Source organism: Actinopolymorpha sp. B11F2, assembly GCF_040195635.1.
GTDB lineage: Bacteria > Actinomycetota > Actinomycetes > Propionibacteriales > Actinopolymorphaceae > Thermasporomyces.
Genome location: NZ_JBEFTX010000013.1, coordinates 144,344 through 160,072, shown reverse-complemented (window position 1 = coordinate 160,072; position 15,729 = coordinate 144,344). Strand labels below are relative to the sequence as shown.

The 15,729-nt window shown below is 69.7% G+C and carries 14 protein-coding genes and 1 pseudogene; 5 read left to right on the top strand and 10 right to left on the bottom strand.

The features are described from left to right. Window positions 1–198: 198 nt before the first annotated feature. Window positions 199–1,044, bottom strand: coding sequence for an alpha/beta fold hydrolase (locus ABN034_RS22675; RefSeq protein ID WP_349693019.1), 846 nt, complete (start codon window positions 1,042–1,044; stop codon window positions 199–201). 11 nt (window positions 1,045–1,055) lie between these two features. Continuing rightward, window positions 1,056–2,954 (bottom strand): IS1634 family transposase, encoded by a 1,899-nt coding sequence (locus tag ABN034_RS22670; protein WP_349693018.1) that lies wholly within the window; start codon window positions 2,952–2,954, stop codon window positions 1,056–1,058. A 230-nt stretch (window positions 2,955–3,184) separates the two neighbouring features. On the opposite strand from ABN034_RS22670, the gene ABN034_RS22665 reads away from it, so the two are divergent. Beyond that, window positions 3,185–5,812, top strand: a complete 2,628-nt coding sequence (locus tag ABN034_RS22665; RefSeq protein ID WP_502879077.1) for a bifunctional FO biosynthesis protein CofGH — start codon at window positions 3,185–3,187, stop codon at window positions 5,810–5,812. Continuing rightward, window positions 5,809–6,459: a GTP cyclohydrolase II gene (gene ribA / locus ABN034_RS22660; protein WP_349693016.1), complete on the top strand. Its 651-nt coding sequence runs from the start codon at window positions 5,809–5,811 to the stop codon at window positions 6,457–6,459. Before ABN034_RS22665 ends, ribA begins: the two co-directional genes overlap by 4 nt. Window positions 6,460–6,482: 23 nt before the next feature. On the opposite strand, the gene ABN034_RS22655 is transcribed toward ribA, so the two are convergent. Beyond that, complete coding sequence (locus tag ABN034_RS22655) at window positions 6,483–6,977, bottom strand: hypothetical protein (protein WP_349693015.1); 495 nt, start codon at window positions 6,975–6,977, stop codon at window positions 6,483–6,485. A gap of 1 nt (window position 6,978) precedes the next feature. Here ABN034_RS22655 and ABN034_RS22650 point away from each other — a divergent pair, with 1 nt between their 5' ends. Continuing rightward, window positions 6,979–7,383, top strand: a complete 405-nt coding sequence (locus ABN034_RS22650; protein ID WP_349693014.1) for a DUF4352 domain-containing protein — start codon at window positions 6,979–6,981, stop codon at window positions 7,381–7,383. 61 nt (window positions 7,384–7,444) lie between these two features. On the opposite strand, the pseudogene ABN034_RS34520 reads toward ABN034_RS22650, so the two are convergent. Both ABN034_RS34520 and ABN034_RS22645 read right to left on the bottom strand, forming a co-directional pair. Then, window positions 7,445–7,768, bottom strand: a pseudogene (locus tag ABN034_RS34520) (VOC family protein); the annotation flags it as partial. 20 nt (window positions 7,769–7,788) lie between these two features. After that, window positions 7,789–8,754 carry a magnesium transporter gene (locus ABN034_RS22645; RefSeq protein WP_349693013.1) on the bottom strand — a complete coding sequence of 322 codons (966 nt, stop codon included), beginning with the start codon at window positions 8,752–8,754 and terminating at the stop codon, window positions 7,789–7,791. 143 nt (window positions 8,755–8,897) lie between these two features. Here ABN034_RS22645 and ABN034_RS22640 point away from each other — a divergent pair, with 143 nt between their 5' ends. Continuing rightward, on the top strand, window positions 8,898–9,698 hold the full coding sequence (locus ABN034_RS22640) for an IclR family transcriptional regulator (RefSeq protein WP_349693012.1): 801 nt from the start codon (window positions 8,898–8,900) through the stop codon (window positions 9,696–9,698). Between the two features lie 78 nt (window positions 9,699–9,776). Here ABN034_RS22640 and ABN034_RS22635 read toward each other — a convergent pair whose 3' ends face one another. From ABN034_RS22635 to ABN034_RS22615, 5 genes are read right to left on the bottom strand one after another with little or no spacing between them, the layout of a single operon-like run. Further along, on the bottom strand, window positions 9,777–10,934 hold the full coding sequence (locus ABN034_RS22635) for a PAS domain-containing sensor histidine kinase (RefSeq protein ID WP_349693011.1): 1,158 nt from the start codon (window positions 10,932–10,934) through the stop codon (window positions 9,777–9,779). Window positions 10,935–10,988: 54 nt separating this feature from the next. Further along, a complete protein-coding gene (locus ABN034_RS22630; protein WP_349693010.1) occupies window positions 10,989–12,059 on the bottom strand; it encodes a SpoIIE family protein phosphatase in 1,071 nt (356 codons plus the stop codon). Beyond that, window positions 12,056–12,478 carry an anti-sigma regulatory factor gene (locus ABN034_RS22625; protein WP_349693009.1) on the bottom strand — a complete coding sequence of 141 codons (423 nt, stop codon included), beginning with the start codon at window positions 12,476–12,478 and terminating at the stop codon, window positions 12,056–12,058. Before ABN034_RS22625 ends, ABN034_RS22630 begins: the two co-directional genes overlap by 4 nt. Window position 12,479: 1 nt before the next feature. Then, window positions 12,480–12,857, bottom strand: coding sequence for an STAS domain-containing protein (locus tag ABN034_RS22620; protein ID WP_349325843.1), 378 nt, complete (start codon window positions 12,855–12,857; stop codon window positions 12,480–12,482). After that, the gene (locus ABN034_RS22615) at window positions 12,850–13,707 is read right to left on the bottom strand and encodes a PAS domain S-box protein (RefSeq protein ID WP_349693008.1); all 858 of its coding nucleotides are present in this window, start codon (window positions 13,705–13,707) and stop codon (window positions 12,850–12,852) included. The genes ABN034_RS22620 and ABN034_RS22615 overlap by 8 nt, the downstream gene beginning before the upstream one ends. Window positions 13,708–14,507: 800 nt before the next feature. On the opposite strand from ABN034_RS22615, the gene ABN034_RS22610 reads away from it, so the two are divergent. Next, on the top strand, window positions 14,508–15,716 hold the full coding sequence (locus ABN034_RS22610) for a cytochrome P450 (RefSeq protein ID WP_349693007.1): 1,209 nt from the start codon (window positions 14,508–14,510) through the stop codon (window positions 15,714–15,716). The last annotated feature ends 13 nt before the right edge of the window (window positions 15,717–15,729 follow it).

Here is a 15,729-nt window from a genome sequence, read left to right as displayed (position 1 = left end):
GGCGTGTTGCGCGCAGTCGACGTGGCCCTGTCGGGACGGTGTCCCGCCCGTCGGCCCGGGAGCAGCCCGCCGTCGACCCGCTCGCATAGGTCCTGTCCGCACGGGCCGACGATAGCGTTCGGTGTACCGCGAGTCACATACGCACGGAGTGTCCCGCGCAGGTTGTGCGGATGACGCGGCGTACGCCGCCGAGCGATGTCACCCCGCGTAGCGGCGGAGGAATTCGGTGACCGCGGCGAGGTAGGGCTCGCGACGGTCTCTGCGGATGTTGTGACCGGCGCCCTCGATGTGCACCGACGCGAACTCCCCCGCCGCCGCGTTCGCACACTCGGCGGCCACCTCGGCCGAGATGAGCGACCCACGATCGGTGTCGCCGTACAGCAGGAGAACAGGGCAGCTCACCTTGGGCAGCACGTCCGGGAGGTAGGCCATCGGCTCGGACGGCAGGTCGAACACGTGCATGTCGAAGCGTTCCTTCGACAGCGCCCATGGCTCGTGCTCGTCGTCGGGCCAGTCCGGGTTGCCGGCCCGGTTCGTCGCGATCCTCTCGGGAAGGTCGCGGTCGCGTGCGGCGACAAGCCAGTCCGGTGTGAGCCGGCGTTGCGGCGCGCCCTCCGACGGCTGGCGTTGACCCGGCGGCGGGTCCTCCAGGATGACGGCGGCCACCAGATCCGGCCGGCTCTCCGCGAACGCGGCGGCCGTCACCGCGCCCATCGAGTGGCCGGCGACGATCGCGCCGCCGGATCGTACGCCTCCCTCCGCCGCCAGAGCGTCGAGGACCTGGGCGACGTCGCGGGCGTGGGCGGTCCGGCCGAACGTCCCCTCGGGGAGCCCGGACGAACCATGCCCGCGGGCGTCGATCGCGAGCGCCTCCCACGGGCCCTGCAGCGCCGCGACCAGCGGCCCCCAGCAGTCCGCCGAGTCGGAGAATCCGTGGAGGAGCACAAGGTCGACGAGGGGCGCCGTCCGCGCCCAGGCGAGGTGACCGGTCGCGCCGCGTTCGGTGAACGGGCTCCGGTCGCTCGCCTCAGATGTGTGGCCCATGTCCGCCGACGTTACGGATCGGGCGCGTACCTCGCTAGCCCGAAGAGGTCGAACAGCCGCTCCTGGTCGGCGTCGCGTTCGGCCAGGATCCTTCTGGTGCGCGGCCGACCGCCCGTCGACCGGTAGCGCAGCTCGGTCTCCTCGATGCCGGAGAGCCGGTCGAACAGCTCCCGTACCGACAGGTCGAGACCCTCGCGCTGCGCCGACTGCCGCATCAGGTGCGTGACCGTCGTCGCCAGGATCCGGACGTAGGAATGGACCGCGATCCGGTGATCGTCCCATCGCCAGCCGGTCGACGGCGAGCCGATGACCGGCCCGCCCCAGTGCCGCAGGGTGCCCTCGATGCGGTAGCGCGCGCGGTACGCGGTGAGGACGTCGGCGACGGACCAGTCGTCGTGGTCGGTGACGAGCAGCTGGCGACCGAAAACCTCCTGCGCCAGCCGCGCCCTGGCGGACTCGTCGACAGACCAGCGCAGCCGCAGGTCGGCCGGCTCGGTGCCGGTGAGGGTCGTCGACAGCACCCGGTCGACCCACCGGAATCTGGTGATGCGCGCGATCTCAGCCAGGACCCGTTCCCGCGGCAGGCGTTGTGTCCCCTGGCGCAGGGCGGCCGCGAGCTCGTCGAGGCGGCGAGTCGCGCTGGCAAGGTCCTGGGCGAGGCCGCGGGCCTGCGCGTCGTGCAGGAGGCGGGAGTGCAGAGCGACCGCGCGGCGGTCGACGCCGGCGACGCGGATGCGGGTGTCATAGGCCGTCACGCCCGGGAAGCGGGCAGGGTCGACGGCGCGGCGTCTGCTGGCGGGGACGGCGAGCAGCTCGGGGTGGTCGCCGGGCGGGAGGGAGGCGACGATGTGCAGCCCGGCGAAGCTGCCGGCGCCGGGCTGGCTGCTTTGACCGGCGTCGACGACCACGGTGATGCCGTCCTTGCCGGTGGGCGCATCACCCCTGTCCCTGCTGTCCTCGCTGTCGTCGCTGCCCTGGTCGTCCCCGTCGTCCGGCGGCTGGGCGGTGAGGGAGCGGTGCCGGTCCGCGAGCCGCCTGACCAGCGCGGTGAACGTGTCGCCAGGCGAGTCCCGCCCGCTGCCCTCGCGGTGCCAGTACACGTCCGACACGAGCGGGACGGCGCCGTCGAGGGTGACGATCACCCCGAGCCCGGCGAGCCGATCGCCTGAGTCGCCGCCGTTCCCACGATCGCGGTCGCCCGTGGTCGACGTGCGTGCGTACGTCGCGAACGCAGGGACGTCGACCGCCAGCACCGGCACCCTCGGGTTGTCGGAGGTCTGCCTGCGCATAGGCGGGCCGACGTCCGAAAGCGCGTGCACGAGGCGGGGAAACAGCGCCGCCTCGAGCTGCTCGAGATGGGACTCGGTGATCCGGCTCATCGCCCGCCAGAACCTGCGCCGGTCCAGCAGGTCGGGATCGACTCGCGGCCGAACGAAACGTGCCGCCGCCGACTGCCGCCACCACGCCGCGAGGTCCAGCCCGGGGCCGTCGAACGCGAACCCGGCGCCGGACGCGACGGCCTGGTGGAGTACGCCGAGTGCGACGTAGGTCCCGGTCGAGATCTTCGTACGGCGGCTGCCGACCACCTCGTCCACCAGCTCCGCGAGGCCGAGATCGGTGAGCACTCCCCACACCGCGGCGACGTCGCCGAAGGCGAGGTGGCGCGTGCGGTCCGGACCGCCCCGGCCCGGCGCTCGCCCTCCCGCCGCTCCCCCACCGGGCGCTCGCCCACCGGGCGCTCCCCCTCCCGGCGCATCACCGTCCAGTACGGCAGAGACCGCCGCCGCGATGTCGGCCGCGGTACCGAGGTAGCGCTGCGCCACGATGCGCGGCTTGCCGTCGACCCGCCGCGACTCCACGAGGTAGTAGTACGTCCGACCGTTGATGCGCTTGCCGACCACCGATGCCACACTTTAGGTAATACCTGCTGCAGACTCTGGCCGCAAACCGCCGCAAGGCCGGTGACCAGCGCAGATACCCGTCCCCACCAGCGTCAGCGGAGACCAGTCTCCGGTTCGGGTGCCGACACGCTGGCCCGGCGACGCTGCACCTGCCTACGGTCTCGGCCGTGACTGTCCTACGTCCAGATCCCCCGGCCCACGGTCCCCAGCAGGTCCCGGACCAGCCGCCTGCGTCGGCCATGCGCCGTGCTCTCGCCCGCGCCCGCGACGGCAAGACGCTGAACGTCGACGAGGCCGCGGTTCTCCTCCACGCCCGTGCCGGCGACCTCGACACGCTGACCGGCCTCGCGAGCCGGTTGCGCGACCAGGGCCTCGAAGCGGCAGGGCGGCCTGGCGTCATCACGTACAGCCGGAAGGTGTTCATCCCGCTCACCCGCCTGTGCCGCGACAGGTGCGGCTACTGCACCTTCGTCACCGTCCCGCACCGGCTCCCCGCCGCCTACCTGAGCCCTGACGAGGTGCTCGACATCGCTCGGCAGGGTGCCGCGATGGGCTGCAAGGAGGCGCTCTTCACCCTCGGCGACCGGCCGGAAGACCGCTGGCCGGCGGCGCGCACGTGGCTGGACGAGAACGGGTACGACGACACGCTGTCCTACGTCCGCGCGATGGCGATCCGGGTGTTGGAGGAGACCGGTCTGCTGCCCCATCTCAACCCGGGCGTGCTGTCGTGGCAGGACCTGCAGCGGCTCAAGCCGGTCGCGCCGTCGATGGGCATGATGCTCGAGACGACCGCGCGGCGGCTGTTCACCGAGCGCGGCGGGCCGCACTTCGGCTCGCCCGACAAGGACCCGGACATCCGGCTCCGGGTGCTCGAGGACGCCGGCCGCAGCTCTGTGCCGTTCACGACCGGGATCCTCCTCGGGATCGGCGAGACGCTGACGGAGCGGGCCGAGTCGCTCTTCGCGATCCGCCAGGTCGCCCGGGCGTACGGCGGCGTCCAGGAGGTGATCGTCCAGAACTTCCGGGCCAAGCCCGACACCAAGATGCGCGCGACACCGGACGCCGACCTGCAGGACCTGGCGGCGACGATCGCCGTGGCGAGGCTGGTGCTCGGCGCGAAAGTCCGCATCCAGGCGCCGCCGAACCTCATCGACGACGAGTACGCCCTGATGCTGCGCGCCGGCATCGACGACTGGGGTGGCGTGTCGCCGCTGACACCGGACCACGTGAACCCCGAGCGGGCCTGGCCGCAGATCGACGACCTGGCGGCGCGCACGGCTGAGGGCGGGTACGCCCTGCGGGAACGGCTGACGATCTATCCGGAGTACGTCCGTACCGGCGAACCGTGGCTCGATCCCCGGCTCGCGCGACACGTGGCGGCCCTGGTCGATCCGGCCACCGGGCTCGCCAAGGACGGCGGACTCCCCCAGGGACTGCCCTGGCAGGAGCCCGACGGTGGCTGGGAGTCGGCGGGCGCCGGTTCGGGGCGGACCGACCTGCACGTCACCATCGACTCCGAAGGCCGCACCACCGACCGCCGGGAGGACTTCTCCTCGGTCTACGGCGACTGGGACGAACTCGCCGCGCACGTCCCGTCCGGAGCGGCCGGACCGGCACCGGCGTCGTTGGCGGCTGCGGCGCGTCTCGACGGCGCCGTCAAGGACGCCTTGCGTCAGGCGGAGAGGGACCCCGCGGGCCTCACCGACGGCCACGCGCTTGCCCTCCTCGACGCCGACGGTCCGGCGCTGGAATCCCTCAGCCGGTTGGCGGATGGGCTTCGCCGGGACGTCGCGGGCGATGACGTGACCTTCGTCGTCACCCGCAACATCAACTTCACCAATGTGTGTTACACCGGCTGCCGGTTCTGCGCGTTCGCCCAGCGGCGGACCGACGCCGACGCCTACACGCTCTCCCTCAGCCAGGTCGGCGATCGGGTCGACGAGGCGTGGGAGGCCGGTGCGACCGAGATCTGCATGCAGGGCGGCATCCACCCGGACCTGCCGGGGACGGCGTACTTCGACCTCGCACAGGAGGTGAAGCGCCGCCAGCCGGATGTCCACCTGCACGCGTTCAGCCCGATGGAGGTCATCAACGGCACGTCGCGGACCAACCTGCCGGTGCGTGAATGGCTCGTCCGGGCCCGCGAGGCCGGCGTCGACTCGCTGCCTGGAACGGCCGCCGAGATCCTCGACGACGACGTGCGATGGGTGCTCACCAAGGGAAAGCTGCCGACGGCGAGCTGGGTCGAGGTGGTCAGCACCGCGCACGCGCTCGGGATCCCCACGACGTCGACGATGATGTACGGACACGTCGACACGCCGGCGCACTGGGTCGCCCACCTGCGGGTCATCGCCGACCTGCAGCGCAGATCGCTGGAAAACAACGGCCATCGCGGCTTCACCGAGTTCGTGCTGCTGCCGTTCGTACACACCAGCGCGCCGATCTACCTTGCGGGGTTGGCGCGCCCCGGTCCGACACCGCGCGAGAACCGCGCCGTGCACGCCGTCGCCCGGCTGCTGCTCCACGGGCTGATCGACAACATCCAGTGCTCGTGGGTGAAACTCGGCCCGGAGCTCTGTCAAGCCGTCCTTGACGGTGGCGTGAACGACGTCGGCGGCACGCTCATGGAGGAGACGATCAGCCGGATGGCCGGCGCCGGCCACGGGTCGTACAAGACGATCAGCGACCTGCGCGCACTCGTCGCACCGACCGGCCGGCCGCTGCGCCAACGCACCACCGACTACGGCACGCCCTCCGCCGAACGCATCGCCGCGGCAGAGGCGAGCGACGGTGTCTGCGCCGCGGTACGCAACCCGGGCCGACGCGACCTCCCGGTGGTGTCGCTGTCCGGGCCCGCCACCGAATGACGACGACCGAGCGGATCCGCCGGGTCGCGAAGGCCCGGATGCCGACGGCTCATGGCGTGTTCACGGCGTACGGCTATGCCATCGACGGCCGGGAGCACGTCGCGCTCGTCCACGGCGACCTCAGCAACGTGCAGGCGGCCGGCGATTCGGTCGGCGAAGCGGTCGACGGAGCGGTCCTCGCCCGCGTGCACTCCGAATGCCTGACCGGCGACGTGTTCGGCTCCCTGCGCTGCGACTGCGGGCCGCAGCTCACAGCTGCCCTCGCCGCCATCGCCGCGGAAGGCCGCGGCGTCGTCGTCTACCTCCGCGGCCACGAGGGACGCGGGATCGGGCTGCTGGCCAAGCTCGCGGCGTACACCCTGCAGGACGCCGGGCACGACACGGTGGACGCGAACCTGGCACTGGGCCTTCCGGCGGAGGCCCGCGACTACCGAGCCGGAGCGCTTATTCTCACCGATCTGGGCGTACGCACCGTCCGGCTCCTCACCAACAATCCCGCCAAGATCACCGGGCTCGCCGCCTACGGCATCACCGTCGCTGGTCGCGTCGCTCTGCACGTCTCGCCCAATCCGGAGAACGCCCAGTATCTGCGGACCAAGCGGACACGCCTGGGCCACCACCTCCCGGCCGAAGCCCACGACGCCTGAGGGGCAGGATTCACGATCACGTTTCACGAATGGCACTTGTCGCGGCTGAGTCGTGCCATCTCGGCGAGCTGGTTATGATCACGGCGCCCAATCGTCCGGAGTCGCCGATAGTCCGCCATATTGTCAACCAAGGTGGGATTGAGGCGGACTCTCACCTCGTCGCGGTCTTCAGCAGAGATGAGTACACGCCCTGACGCAGGACGAAGCCGACCGTCGATGGGTTCATCCAAGAACGACGTTCGACCAAAAGTACGAGGGTTCGACCAAAAACCAAACGCCCGCAGAAGGCCCACCTGCCGTGAAAGCCTGCACGCAGGGGGAACAACCATGAACAGCCAGATTGCGGCGCAGGGCGCATCGCTGTGCGCGAAGGGAAGAAACCGGCACCGGTCGGCGCGACTGGTCCTTGCTGTCGCTTGTGCCGCGACCTTGTTGTTCTTGTGCGGATGCAGCGGTCCGTCGGTTCCGGTGACGATGGCGACACCCGACCCCGCGGCGAGGAAAACGCCATCGACCACGATGGTCGGTGTCGGGCAGACCTTCCGTAACGGCAGCTTCGAGGTCACCGTCACCGAGCTGACCACCGGCGTGAAGAAGTACGCGAAGGAGCTCGGCGTCGCCCCTCCGGTCGCCAGAAACGGTCAACTCATCGTCGTACGCATGAAGGCGAAGAACGTCGGCATGGCCCCGGCGCAGTTCGGCGGCGACTTCCATCGGATCGTCGACACCAGGGGACGGCGTTTCGGTCCGACACAGGTCCGGGGCTTCGACTACCGGGCGCAACTCAATCCGGACCAGATGACCCATGGCGTCGTGATCTTCGACGTCGCGCCGACCGTCGCGCTCGCCCATGTGATCGTGCAGACCGACGACAACGCCGTGGGGCGGAAGGCAAGGACCTACGTCGCCGCGTCGAAACCCTGAACCGGCCCCACGACGTCGCCGCGTCGATCATCGTGGTGGGGTTGCTTCTGATCACCGAGAAGTGCGCACCCTGCGGGTCGGCGAAGACCGCCATCCGACCGTAGGCCATGAAATCCATCGGCGCGGACAGGACGGTGCCGCCGGCGGTCTCGACCGCTTCGGCGGCCTTGTCGGCGTCGTCGGTCTGGACGTAGGTCGTCCAGACCGGAGGTTGGCAGGCCGCGACGAGCGGCCCCGCACCCGCGACCGTCTTGCCGTCCTGGGTGAACATGGTGTCGCCGCCGGCTTTCGGTTCCGGCGACACGTGCGCCTGCCAGCCGAACAGCGCGCCGTAGAACGCCTTCATTCCCTCGATGTCGAGTGAGGCGAGGTCAACCCAGCTCAGCCGGGGACCGCCCGGGCGGCTCAGCCGAGGATTGCCCGCGCGATGACGAGGTAGATCGCGATGGACAACAGGTCCTGGACAACCGTCGCGAGCGGACCGGAGCCGAAGGCGGGGTCCCTGCCGAGCCGATGGAAGAGCCACGGCAACGCCATGGCCACCACAGTGGCGATCGAGCACGCGGCGAAGAGCGCCAGGGAGACGGCGAGCGAGACACCGACGTTGCCCCAGACCGCGACGGTCACCGGCAGGGTGAGCAGGGCCAACAGCAGGCCGACCAGCAGTCCCGTGACGAGTTCGCGGACGACGACCCGCCGGATCCCGACGCCGACCGAGAGCCCCCGGATGACCAGCGTCTCGGTCTGGGTGCCTACGGCGTCGGCCATGTAGACGACGCCAGGGACGAAGAACGCGAGCAGCACCTGCCGCTCCAGGTCCGCCTCGAAGCCGCCGATCAGCCCGGCCGCCACCAGAGCACCCAGCAGACCGAGCAGCAGCCACGGCACGCGGTGCCAGAGCCGCAGGCGTACCCGTTCCTCACTCGCGGCCCGTGCGGTGGCGGCCGACCTCAGGTACCCGCCGAGTCGGGCGAGGTCCTCGTCGTGTTCCTCGAGCAGGACGGCGAGCAGTCGTTGGGGTGGGATTACCCCGCGAAACGTCCCGTCGGCGTCGACGACGGCCAGCCCCGACTCGCCCTGGCGGATGGCCGCCCACGCCGCGTGCTCCTGGTCGGTGTCCGGTGCGACGACGGGCGGCTGGCGGTCCGAGACGTCGAGGACCCGCGCTTCAGGCGGTGCGACCAGGAGGCGTTCGATCGTCACAAGGCCCACCAACCGGCCCGATGTACAGACCGCGATGACGGCCGCGCTGTCGAACCGCCGGCCCCGCAGCGCGTCGATCACGTCGGCTACCCGGTCCTCGGGCCCTGCCACCGGGATCTCGGTCGATGCGTGCTGGGCCGCGGTACCGAGGATCTGCCGCTCTGCCATGAGGTTCCTCCACGGTCCACGTACCCCGCCACGGATTGGACAGCATCGTCACGCTCTGCTATTCCTTGATACGGATCAGAGCTTTCGCGCACTGGAACCGGCTCCTTGTACCCTCCCCGTCCGACGACCACTAAGGTTTCGCCATGCGGAAGCAGAGCCGGCAAGGCACTCCGTCCCAGCCGTCCCCGTCCCAGCCGTCCCAGCCGTCCGGGGCGGTCCAGTCGGTCGAGCGTTCCCTCGAACTCCTCGAGCTCATGGCCGACGCCGCCGGGGAGGTCACCCTCAGCGAGCTGGCCAGCTCCTCCGGCCTGCCCGCCCCCACGATCCACCGGCTGCTGCGGACCCTCATCGCTGGAGGATACGTACGCCAGGAGGAGTCCCGGAAGTACGCCTTGGGCCCGCGGCTGATCCGCCTCGGCGAGAGCGCGAGCCGGCTGCTCGGATCCTGGGCCCGGCCCTGCCTCGACGAGCTCATGCACGCCACCGGCGAGACCGCGAACCTCGCCCTGCTCGACGGTGACAAGGCCGTCTACGTCGCCCAGGTGCCGTCGCGCCACGCGATGCGGATGTTCACCGAGGTCGGCCGGCGCGTCGAGCTCTACTGCACGGGCGTCGGCAAGGCCCTGCTGGCCCAGATGCCGGACGACCGCGCCACCGCACTGCTGAAGCGGGCCGACCTGCAGCCCCGCACGCCGCGTACCCTCACCGATCACGCCGCCCTCCTCACCCAGCTCGACACCATCCGCGACCAGGGCTACGCCGTCGACGACGGCGAGCAGGAGGTCGGCGTCCGCTGCGTGGCGGTGACGGTCCCGGACACGCCGATCGCGACCGCGCTGTCCATCTCCGGTCCGGCCGCCCGGATCACCGACGAGGTGGTCGCGCACGTCGCGCCCGAGTTGCAGCAGGCGGCGGCCAGGCTCTCGGCCGAACTCAGGTCCTGAGGCAGCTCACCGCGACAGTGGCGATGCTGATCACCGCGACCGAGGGCACGCCGATCACCGCGACCGAGGGCACGCCGATCACCGCGACAGCGGGACCCGCCAGTCGATCCTGGTGCCGGCGCCGACCTCGCTGTGCAGCTCGAAGCGTCCACCGTGGGACTCCGCCCGCTCCCGGAAGTTGCGGAGTCCGCCCTGATGGCGGGCCGTGTCGAAGCCCCGGCCGTCGTCTCTCACCTGCAGGACCACCTCGCCGTCGGCGACCTTGAGCACGACCGAGGCGCTGCTCGCCTGGGCGTGCCGCGCGATGTTGGTCAACGCCTCGCGCAGTACGGCGAGCACCTGGACAGCCACCTCGTCCGTCACCGTCGTGTCGACCGGCCCGTCGAAGCGGACGTTGGGCGAGAAGCCGAGCCCGTCCTGCGCGGCGGTCGCGAGGTCGAGAACCTGCCCACGCACGCTCGTCGAACGCTGCCAACCGCCGTGGAGCGCGAAGATCGTCGTACGAAGGTCCTGGATGGCCCCGTCGAGCTCTCCGATCACCGTCTCGATCCGCTCCGCCACCTCAGGGCGGATGACCAGGGTGGCGGCGCTGTGCAGCATCATCTCGGCGGCGAAGACCCGCTGGATCACCATGTCGTGCAGGTCGCGGGCGATCCGGTCCCGGTCGTTCATGACCTCCTGGAGCGCCCGGGCCTCGGCGAGCTCAGCCTGCGTACGAAGGCGGTGGGAGATGTCGCGCGCCACCACGCTGAAGCCGATCAGGCCGCGGTTCTGCGCCTCCCGCATCGCCGCGACGGCCACGCCCACGTCGACCGTGGTTCCCTCCCGGTGCCGCCACCTGGTGTCGTACGCCTGCACACGCCGGCCAGCGCGTACGTGTCGTACCGCCGCATCGAACTCCGGCGGCGACTCGTCGGCGACGAGCACCTGCATCGAGTGCCCGACGATCTCGTCACTGCGATAGCCCAACAGGCGTTGCGCGCCGGGACTCCACGTCTGGATGGTCAGCTTCGGACCCAACGCGAGCATCGCGTCGTCGGACGACTGGACGATGGCCGCCAACCGCGCCTCGGCCTGGCGGGCGTCCACCAGTTCGGCGTGGACGGCGATCAACCCCCGGTTGGTCTTCTGGAGCTCGTGGTTGAGTTCGGCGACCGACAGCTCGCGTTCGCGCATTCGCTCCTGGCAACGTCGAAGCGCGGCCCGCAGCTGGGTCAGTTCCGCATCGGCAGCCATGGGTCATCACCGCCGTCCGTGAGCCGCCGTCCGTGAGCCGTCGGCCATGAGCTCCTACGCATGTTGTACCGGGTTCCTCAGGTCGCGGACGACCAGGAGGGCGGCGTCGTCGTTGCCCTCGCTGTGGTCGCGCTCGACGATGGCGGCGATCAGCGCCGGGTCGTGTGCGAGCAGGGCGGGATACTCACCATCCTGGTCCCAGTGCGCCTTGATCCCGTCGGTGGCGAGCATCAGGGTGGCACCCGGCCTCCACTCGCCGGTCGCCACCTGCATGTCCGGCACCGGAATCTCGGTCCCGAGGACTCCGACCCGGCTGAGCAGCCGATGACTGCCCTGGCCGCAGAAGACCCGCCCGTGGATGTTTCCGACACCGACGTAGGTGAGTTCTCCGCTCTCCTGATCCAGTACGCAGAGGCCGAGGACGCCTCCCCTGGTGGAGAGCATGGCCTCGTGGACATGGCCGACGAAGCTCCGCGGATCGCGCATCGACCAGTGCTCGAACTCCGTCAACGCCACCTGAGTCGCGGCGGCCGCATGCTCGCCGTGGCCCAACCCGTCGACGACGAGGGCGACAAGCCGCTGGTCCACGCCGACGGCCCAGCCGTCTCCGGAGACGCCGGACCCACCCAGCGGGACGTTGACGCCGCCCCACTGCCAGGACGCGGTCCGGGTGGAGTCTGACGCGCCGAGCCGCGCGAGGATCGCGGTGCCAGCCGACGTGGCGTACCAGTCGAAGTCGACCGAACGCCGGCGGACGGTGTTGAGTCCCGCGCCGAGGCCACGACTCCCGTCCCGGGACTCACGCGGGACAGGCGGCCGCTGCGGCTCTTGCAGGACTGGTTGTCCTGTCTCGCGGTTCGGGTCTGGCGGGACATCTCCCGCCCGCAGGCCCGGGCCGCCGTCGAGGGCGAGCAACTCGATCCCGTCGGTGAGCGCGCGGTAGAGGACGTAGCCACCCTGGTCCGTGTGCCGGAGGAGGTTCGTACCCAGCTCGGTCGCGACCAGATCCGCGTCGCCGTCACGAAGGGACGGCAGGTCGGCGGCCATCTCGGCAACCGTCCGGCGCAACGCACCGACGTCTTCTTCGACCCGGATCGGGTGCCGTTGGTGGACGGGGCTGTTCACGGGCGCCACGACCGATCACGCCGCCACTTGACGATCTCGACAACGGTGCCCGACCCCACCTCGGTGGTGATGGTCATCTCGTCGACCAGCCGCTTCGAGCCCGGAAGACCGATTCCCTGACTTCCGCTCGTACTGAAACCATCGACGAGAGCCTGGTCCACGTCCGGAATCCCCGGCCCTTCGTCGAAGAACGTCGCCTTCACCCCTTGCCGGCCCGACCTCGCGACGTCCTCCACCCGCACCCCACCGCGGGAACCGACCGCGTGGGTGAGGATGTTGCGGGCCAGCTCGCTGCCGGCGGTGATCAGCTTCGTCTCGTCGACCAGACCGAGCCCGACCCGCTGACATCTGGCGCGCAGAACCTGCCGCACCCGGATGAGGTCGGCCTCAGCAGAGATCGTCAGGGCGACCTGCGTCATGTCAGTCAGCTCGAGTGGCATTTCGGCGTAGCCGTCGCAACAGTGCGACGCCCTGCTCGGCGTTCAGTGCGGTGTCCAGATGACCCATCGGCACTCCCAGCTCGACGAGCGTGATCGCCACCGCGGGTTGGATTCCCACGACGGCGGCCTGCGACCCGAGGAGCCGGACCATGCCGATGAACCGGGCGATGACCCTTGCACTGAACGAATCGATGACGGACAACCCACTCACGTCGATCAGGATTCCCGTCACATGGGTACGTACGACCTCCCTGGTCAGCTGGTCCTCGATCGCGATCACGGTCGTGTCGTCAAGGTCACCTTGCAGGCTGACCAACAGGGTGTCCTCGATCCGCAGGATCGGTGCTGCCTCACTCACGTGCAGTTCCCCCGCCCAAGGTCGGACCAGAGCCGGCGGCGCCCGGCTGGTCCCGCAACACCTGCAACGCCAGCTGCAACGCGTCCCGCAACGTGTTACGGGAGCGCAACTGCCCCAGGTCCACACCAAGATTCACCATCGACTGGGCCACCTCGGCCCGCACGCCAGAAAGGATGCTGACGGTCCCCATCAGCGCAGCGGCCTGGACCGTCTTCAACAGGTGCTGGCCGACCTGGGTGTCGATCGTGGGTACGCCGCTCACTTCCAGGATGATGACCTCACCCTGGTTCTCGGCGATCTTCTCCAAAAGGTCCTCGGTCAGCCGGGCGGCCCGCTGCGAATCGAGGGTGCCGATGATCGGGAGCACGAGAACCTTGTCCCACACCTGGATCACCGGGGTCGACAGCTCGAGGATCTCGTCGCGTTGGCGTTGCAGTCGTACTTCCTGTTCACGGCGTTCGGTCTCGTCCCTGGTGACCTTCACAAAGCCGGTCACGTCGCCGTTCTCGTCCCGGATGGGCGCGAGAATCACACTCGCCCAGAACCTGCTGCCGCCCTTGCGTACCCGCCAGCCCTCGAACTCCACCCGTCCCGTGTCACGGGCGGTCTGCAACTCCCGCTGGGTCAGACCGGCCGCGTTGTCCTCTTCTGTGTAGAACATCGAGACCGGCTGCCCGAGGACTTCGTCCGCGGAATATCCCTGAACCGCCTCGGCGCCTGGATTCCAACTGGCGATATTGCCTGACTCGTCCAACTTGATGATCTGATACTCAGTAATAGCATTGAGCATCGCTTCGAGTTCGCGGAGACGCTCATCCGGGTCTTGCGCACCGACCGGGAATGTTGGCATGAGCGGACCTCCCGTTATTCTCAATTTCCCGGCGGCTCGGACTCCTTCCCTCGACTACCCAAGGGAATGCACGTCTGCCTCTCGAGCCGTGGTTGCCATGATGCCACTGCCTACCGCGCATGGGCAGCGCGCGGCAGGGACGCGCGAGGTCCGGCGGGAGGTCGGCCCGATCTCAGCTGTCCGTTGTGGGCTTGACGGAAATACCGCAAGCCCACATATCAGGCGCTATGCAGCCATTCGGAAATCGTGGAGTGCGTGATATTGGACGACCGGTGCAATGCAAGATTGTGACCCGTGTCGGGGACCGTGAGAATGGTCAACGACGCGGCACGAGGATAGAACGCCGCCTCCCTCTGCTGCACCGCCGGCCGGTCACGGCAGTCCAGCAGCAGGCCACAGAACAACGCGTCGTGCTCACCCACCATCACGAGGACGGGAACGCGCACCCTGCTCGTGGAGTTGAGCGCCGGCGGCAGCTTGTTGACCAGAGCGGACGTGGCGAGGGTGAGTTCGGTCGTGACGTCCTTGTGTGCCTCGTCGTCCGGAGATGGTCGCCGTGGGTCGCGCCCCCTCGGTCAACGCCACCGTGCGCTCGACGTCGCGACACGAGGAAGCCGCCTGCTCGGCACTAGCCGGTGTGGACACCAAGGCTGTGGCGACCGTGAAGCCGGCGGGGGCAAGGACGCCTGCGACAGCACGCCGAAGAGCACCGCTGATGATCATGCGGGGCGCGACAGTGCACCCCGGCGATGCGGGACAGTACAGTGATCAACTGCCAGCCCCGAGCGGAGGATTCCGTGATGAGTCAGACGCCGGCAACACCGCTGCCCTACCGACGCGGCGGCGCCAGCCCGTTCGATCCCGCACCGGAGATCGACCAGCTGCGCGCCGAGCAGCCCGTCAGCCGGATCCAGTTGCCGAGCGACGTCTCCGTGTGGTTCGTCACGCGGTACGCCGACGCCCGTCAGGTTCTCGGTGACGCCCGGTTCAGCAACGCCGCGACCCCACCGTGGCTCCTGCGCCTGCCGATGGTGAAGGGCAGTGCTGAGGCGGCCCCGACCGAACCCGGCAGCTTCATCGGCTTCGACCCGCCCGCACACACGAAGTTCCGCCGGATCCTCGCCGGCGCGTTCACTGCTCGGAGGATGAGCGAACTCCGTCCGAGGGTCACCGACATCGTGACCGAGCACCTCGACGGGATCGCCGGGTCCGCACCGCCGGTCGACCTCGTGTCGGCGTTCGCGTTCCCCGTCCCTGCGCTCGTGATCTGCGAGCTTCTGGGCGTGCCCTACGCCGACCGCGACGAGTTCCGCGACCGCAGCAACCTCATCCTCGACCTCTCCCAGCCACGGGAGCAGTTGTTGCTCGCCTTCAAGGACATGGCGATGTATCTCGCCGGCCGGGTCGCCGCCGAACGCCGCGCGCCGGGCGACGCGCTCCTCGGCCGGCTGGTCCGCGAGCACGGCGAGGATCTCTCCGATGCCGAGCTGGCCGGCATCGGCCGGCTGCTGCTGTTCGCCGGACACGAGACCACGGCCAACATGCTGGCACTCGGCACATTGCTGTTGCTGCAGCATCCTGAGCAGGCGGCCAGCTTGCGGGACGACCCCGATGCGGCCGCGCCCGCGGTCGAGGAGCTGCTGCGCTATCTCACGATCGCCCAGACCGCCGTCATCCGTACGGCCACCGAAGACCTGATGATCGGCGACCAGCAGGTCGAGGCCGGCGACTACGTCATGGTGTCGCTCCCCTCGGCCAACCGCGACGACGCGCTCTACTCAGATCCACACACGTTCGACCTCGCGCGGACTCCGCAACCGCATGTGGCGTTCGGCCACGGCATCCACCACTGCCTCGGCGCACCCCTTGCGCGGATGGAGATGCAGATCGCGTTTCCGGCGCTGCTCCGCCGCTTCCCCACTCTGCGGCTGGCCGTGAACTTCGATGAGCTGAAGTTCCGTACGATGACCACGGTCTACGGCATACCCGAGCTTCCCGTGACGTGGTAGGTACCGCGCCCGA

Coding starts and splice junctions, on each gene's coding strand:
- ABN034_RS22675 (WP_349693019.1), bottom strand. CDS start 1,044: ATGGGCCACACATCTGAGGCGAGCGACCGGAGCCCGTTCACCGAACGC.
- ABN034_RS22665 (WP_502879077.1), top strand. CDS start 3,185: ATGCGCCGTGCTCTCGCCCGCGCCCGCGACGGCAAGACGCTGAACGTC.
- ribA (WP_349693016.1), top strand. CDS start 5,809: ATGACGACGACCGAGCGGATCCGCCGGGTCGCGAAGGCCCGGATGCCG.
- ABN034_RS22650 (WP_349693014.1), top strand. CDS start 6,979: ATGGTCGGTGTCGGGCAGACCTTCCGTAACGGCAGCTTCGAGGTCACC.
- ABN034_RS22645 (WP_349693013.1), bottom strand. CDS start 8,754: ATGGCAGAGCGGCAGATCCTCGGTACCGCGGCCCAGCACGCATCGACC.
- ABN034_RS22640 (WP_349693012.1), top strand. CDS start 8,898: ATGCGGAAGCAGAGCCGGCAAGGCACTCCGTCCCAGCCGTCCCCGTCC.
- ABN034_RS22635 (WP_349693011.1), bottom strand. CDS start 10,934: ATGGCTGCCGATGCGGAACTGACCCAGCTGCGGGCCGCGCTTCGACGT.
- ABN034_RS22625 (WP_349693009.1), bottom strand. CDS start 12,478: ATGACGCAGGTCGCCCTGACGATCTCTGCTGAGGCCGACCTCATCCGG.
- ABN034_RS22615 (WP_349693008.1), bottom strand. CDS start 13,707: ATGCCAACATTCCCGGTCGGTGCGCAAGACCCGGATGAGCGTCTCCGC.
- ABN034_RS22610 (WP_349693007.1), top strand. CDS start 14,508: ATGAGTCAGACGCCGGCAACACCGCTGCCCTACCGACGCGGCGGCGCC.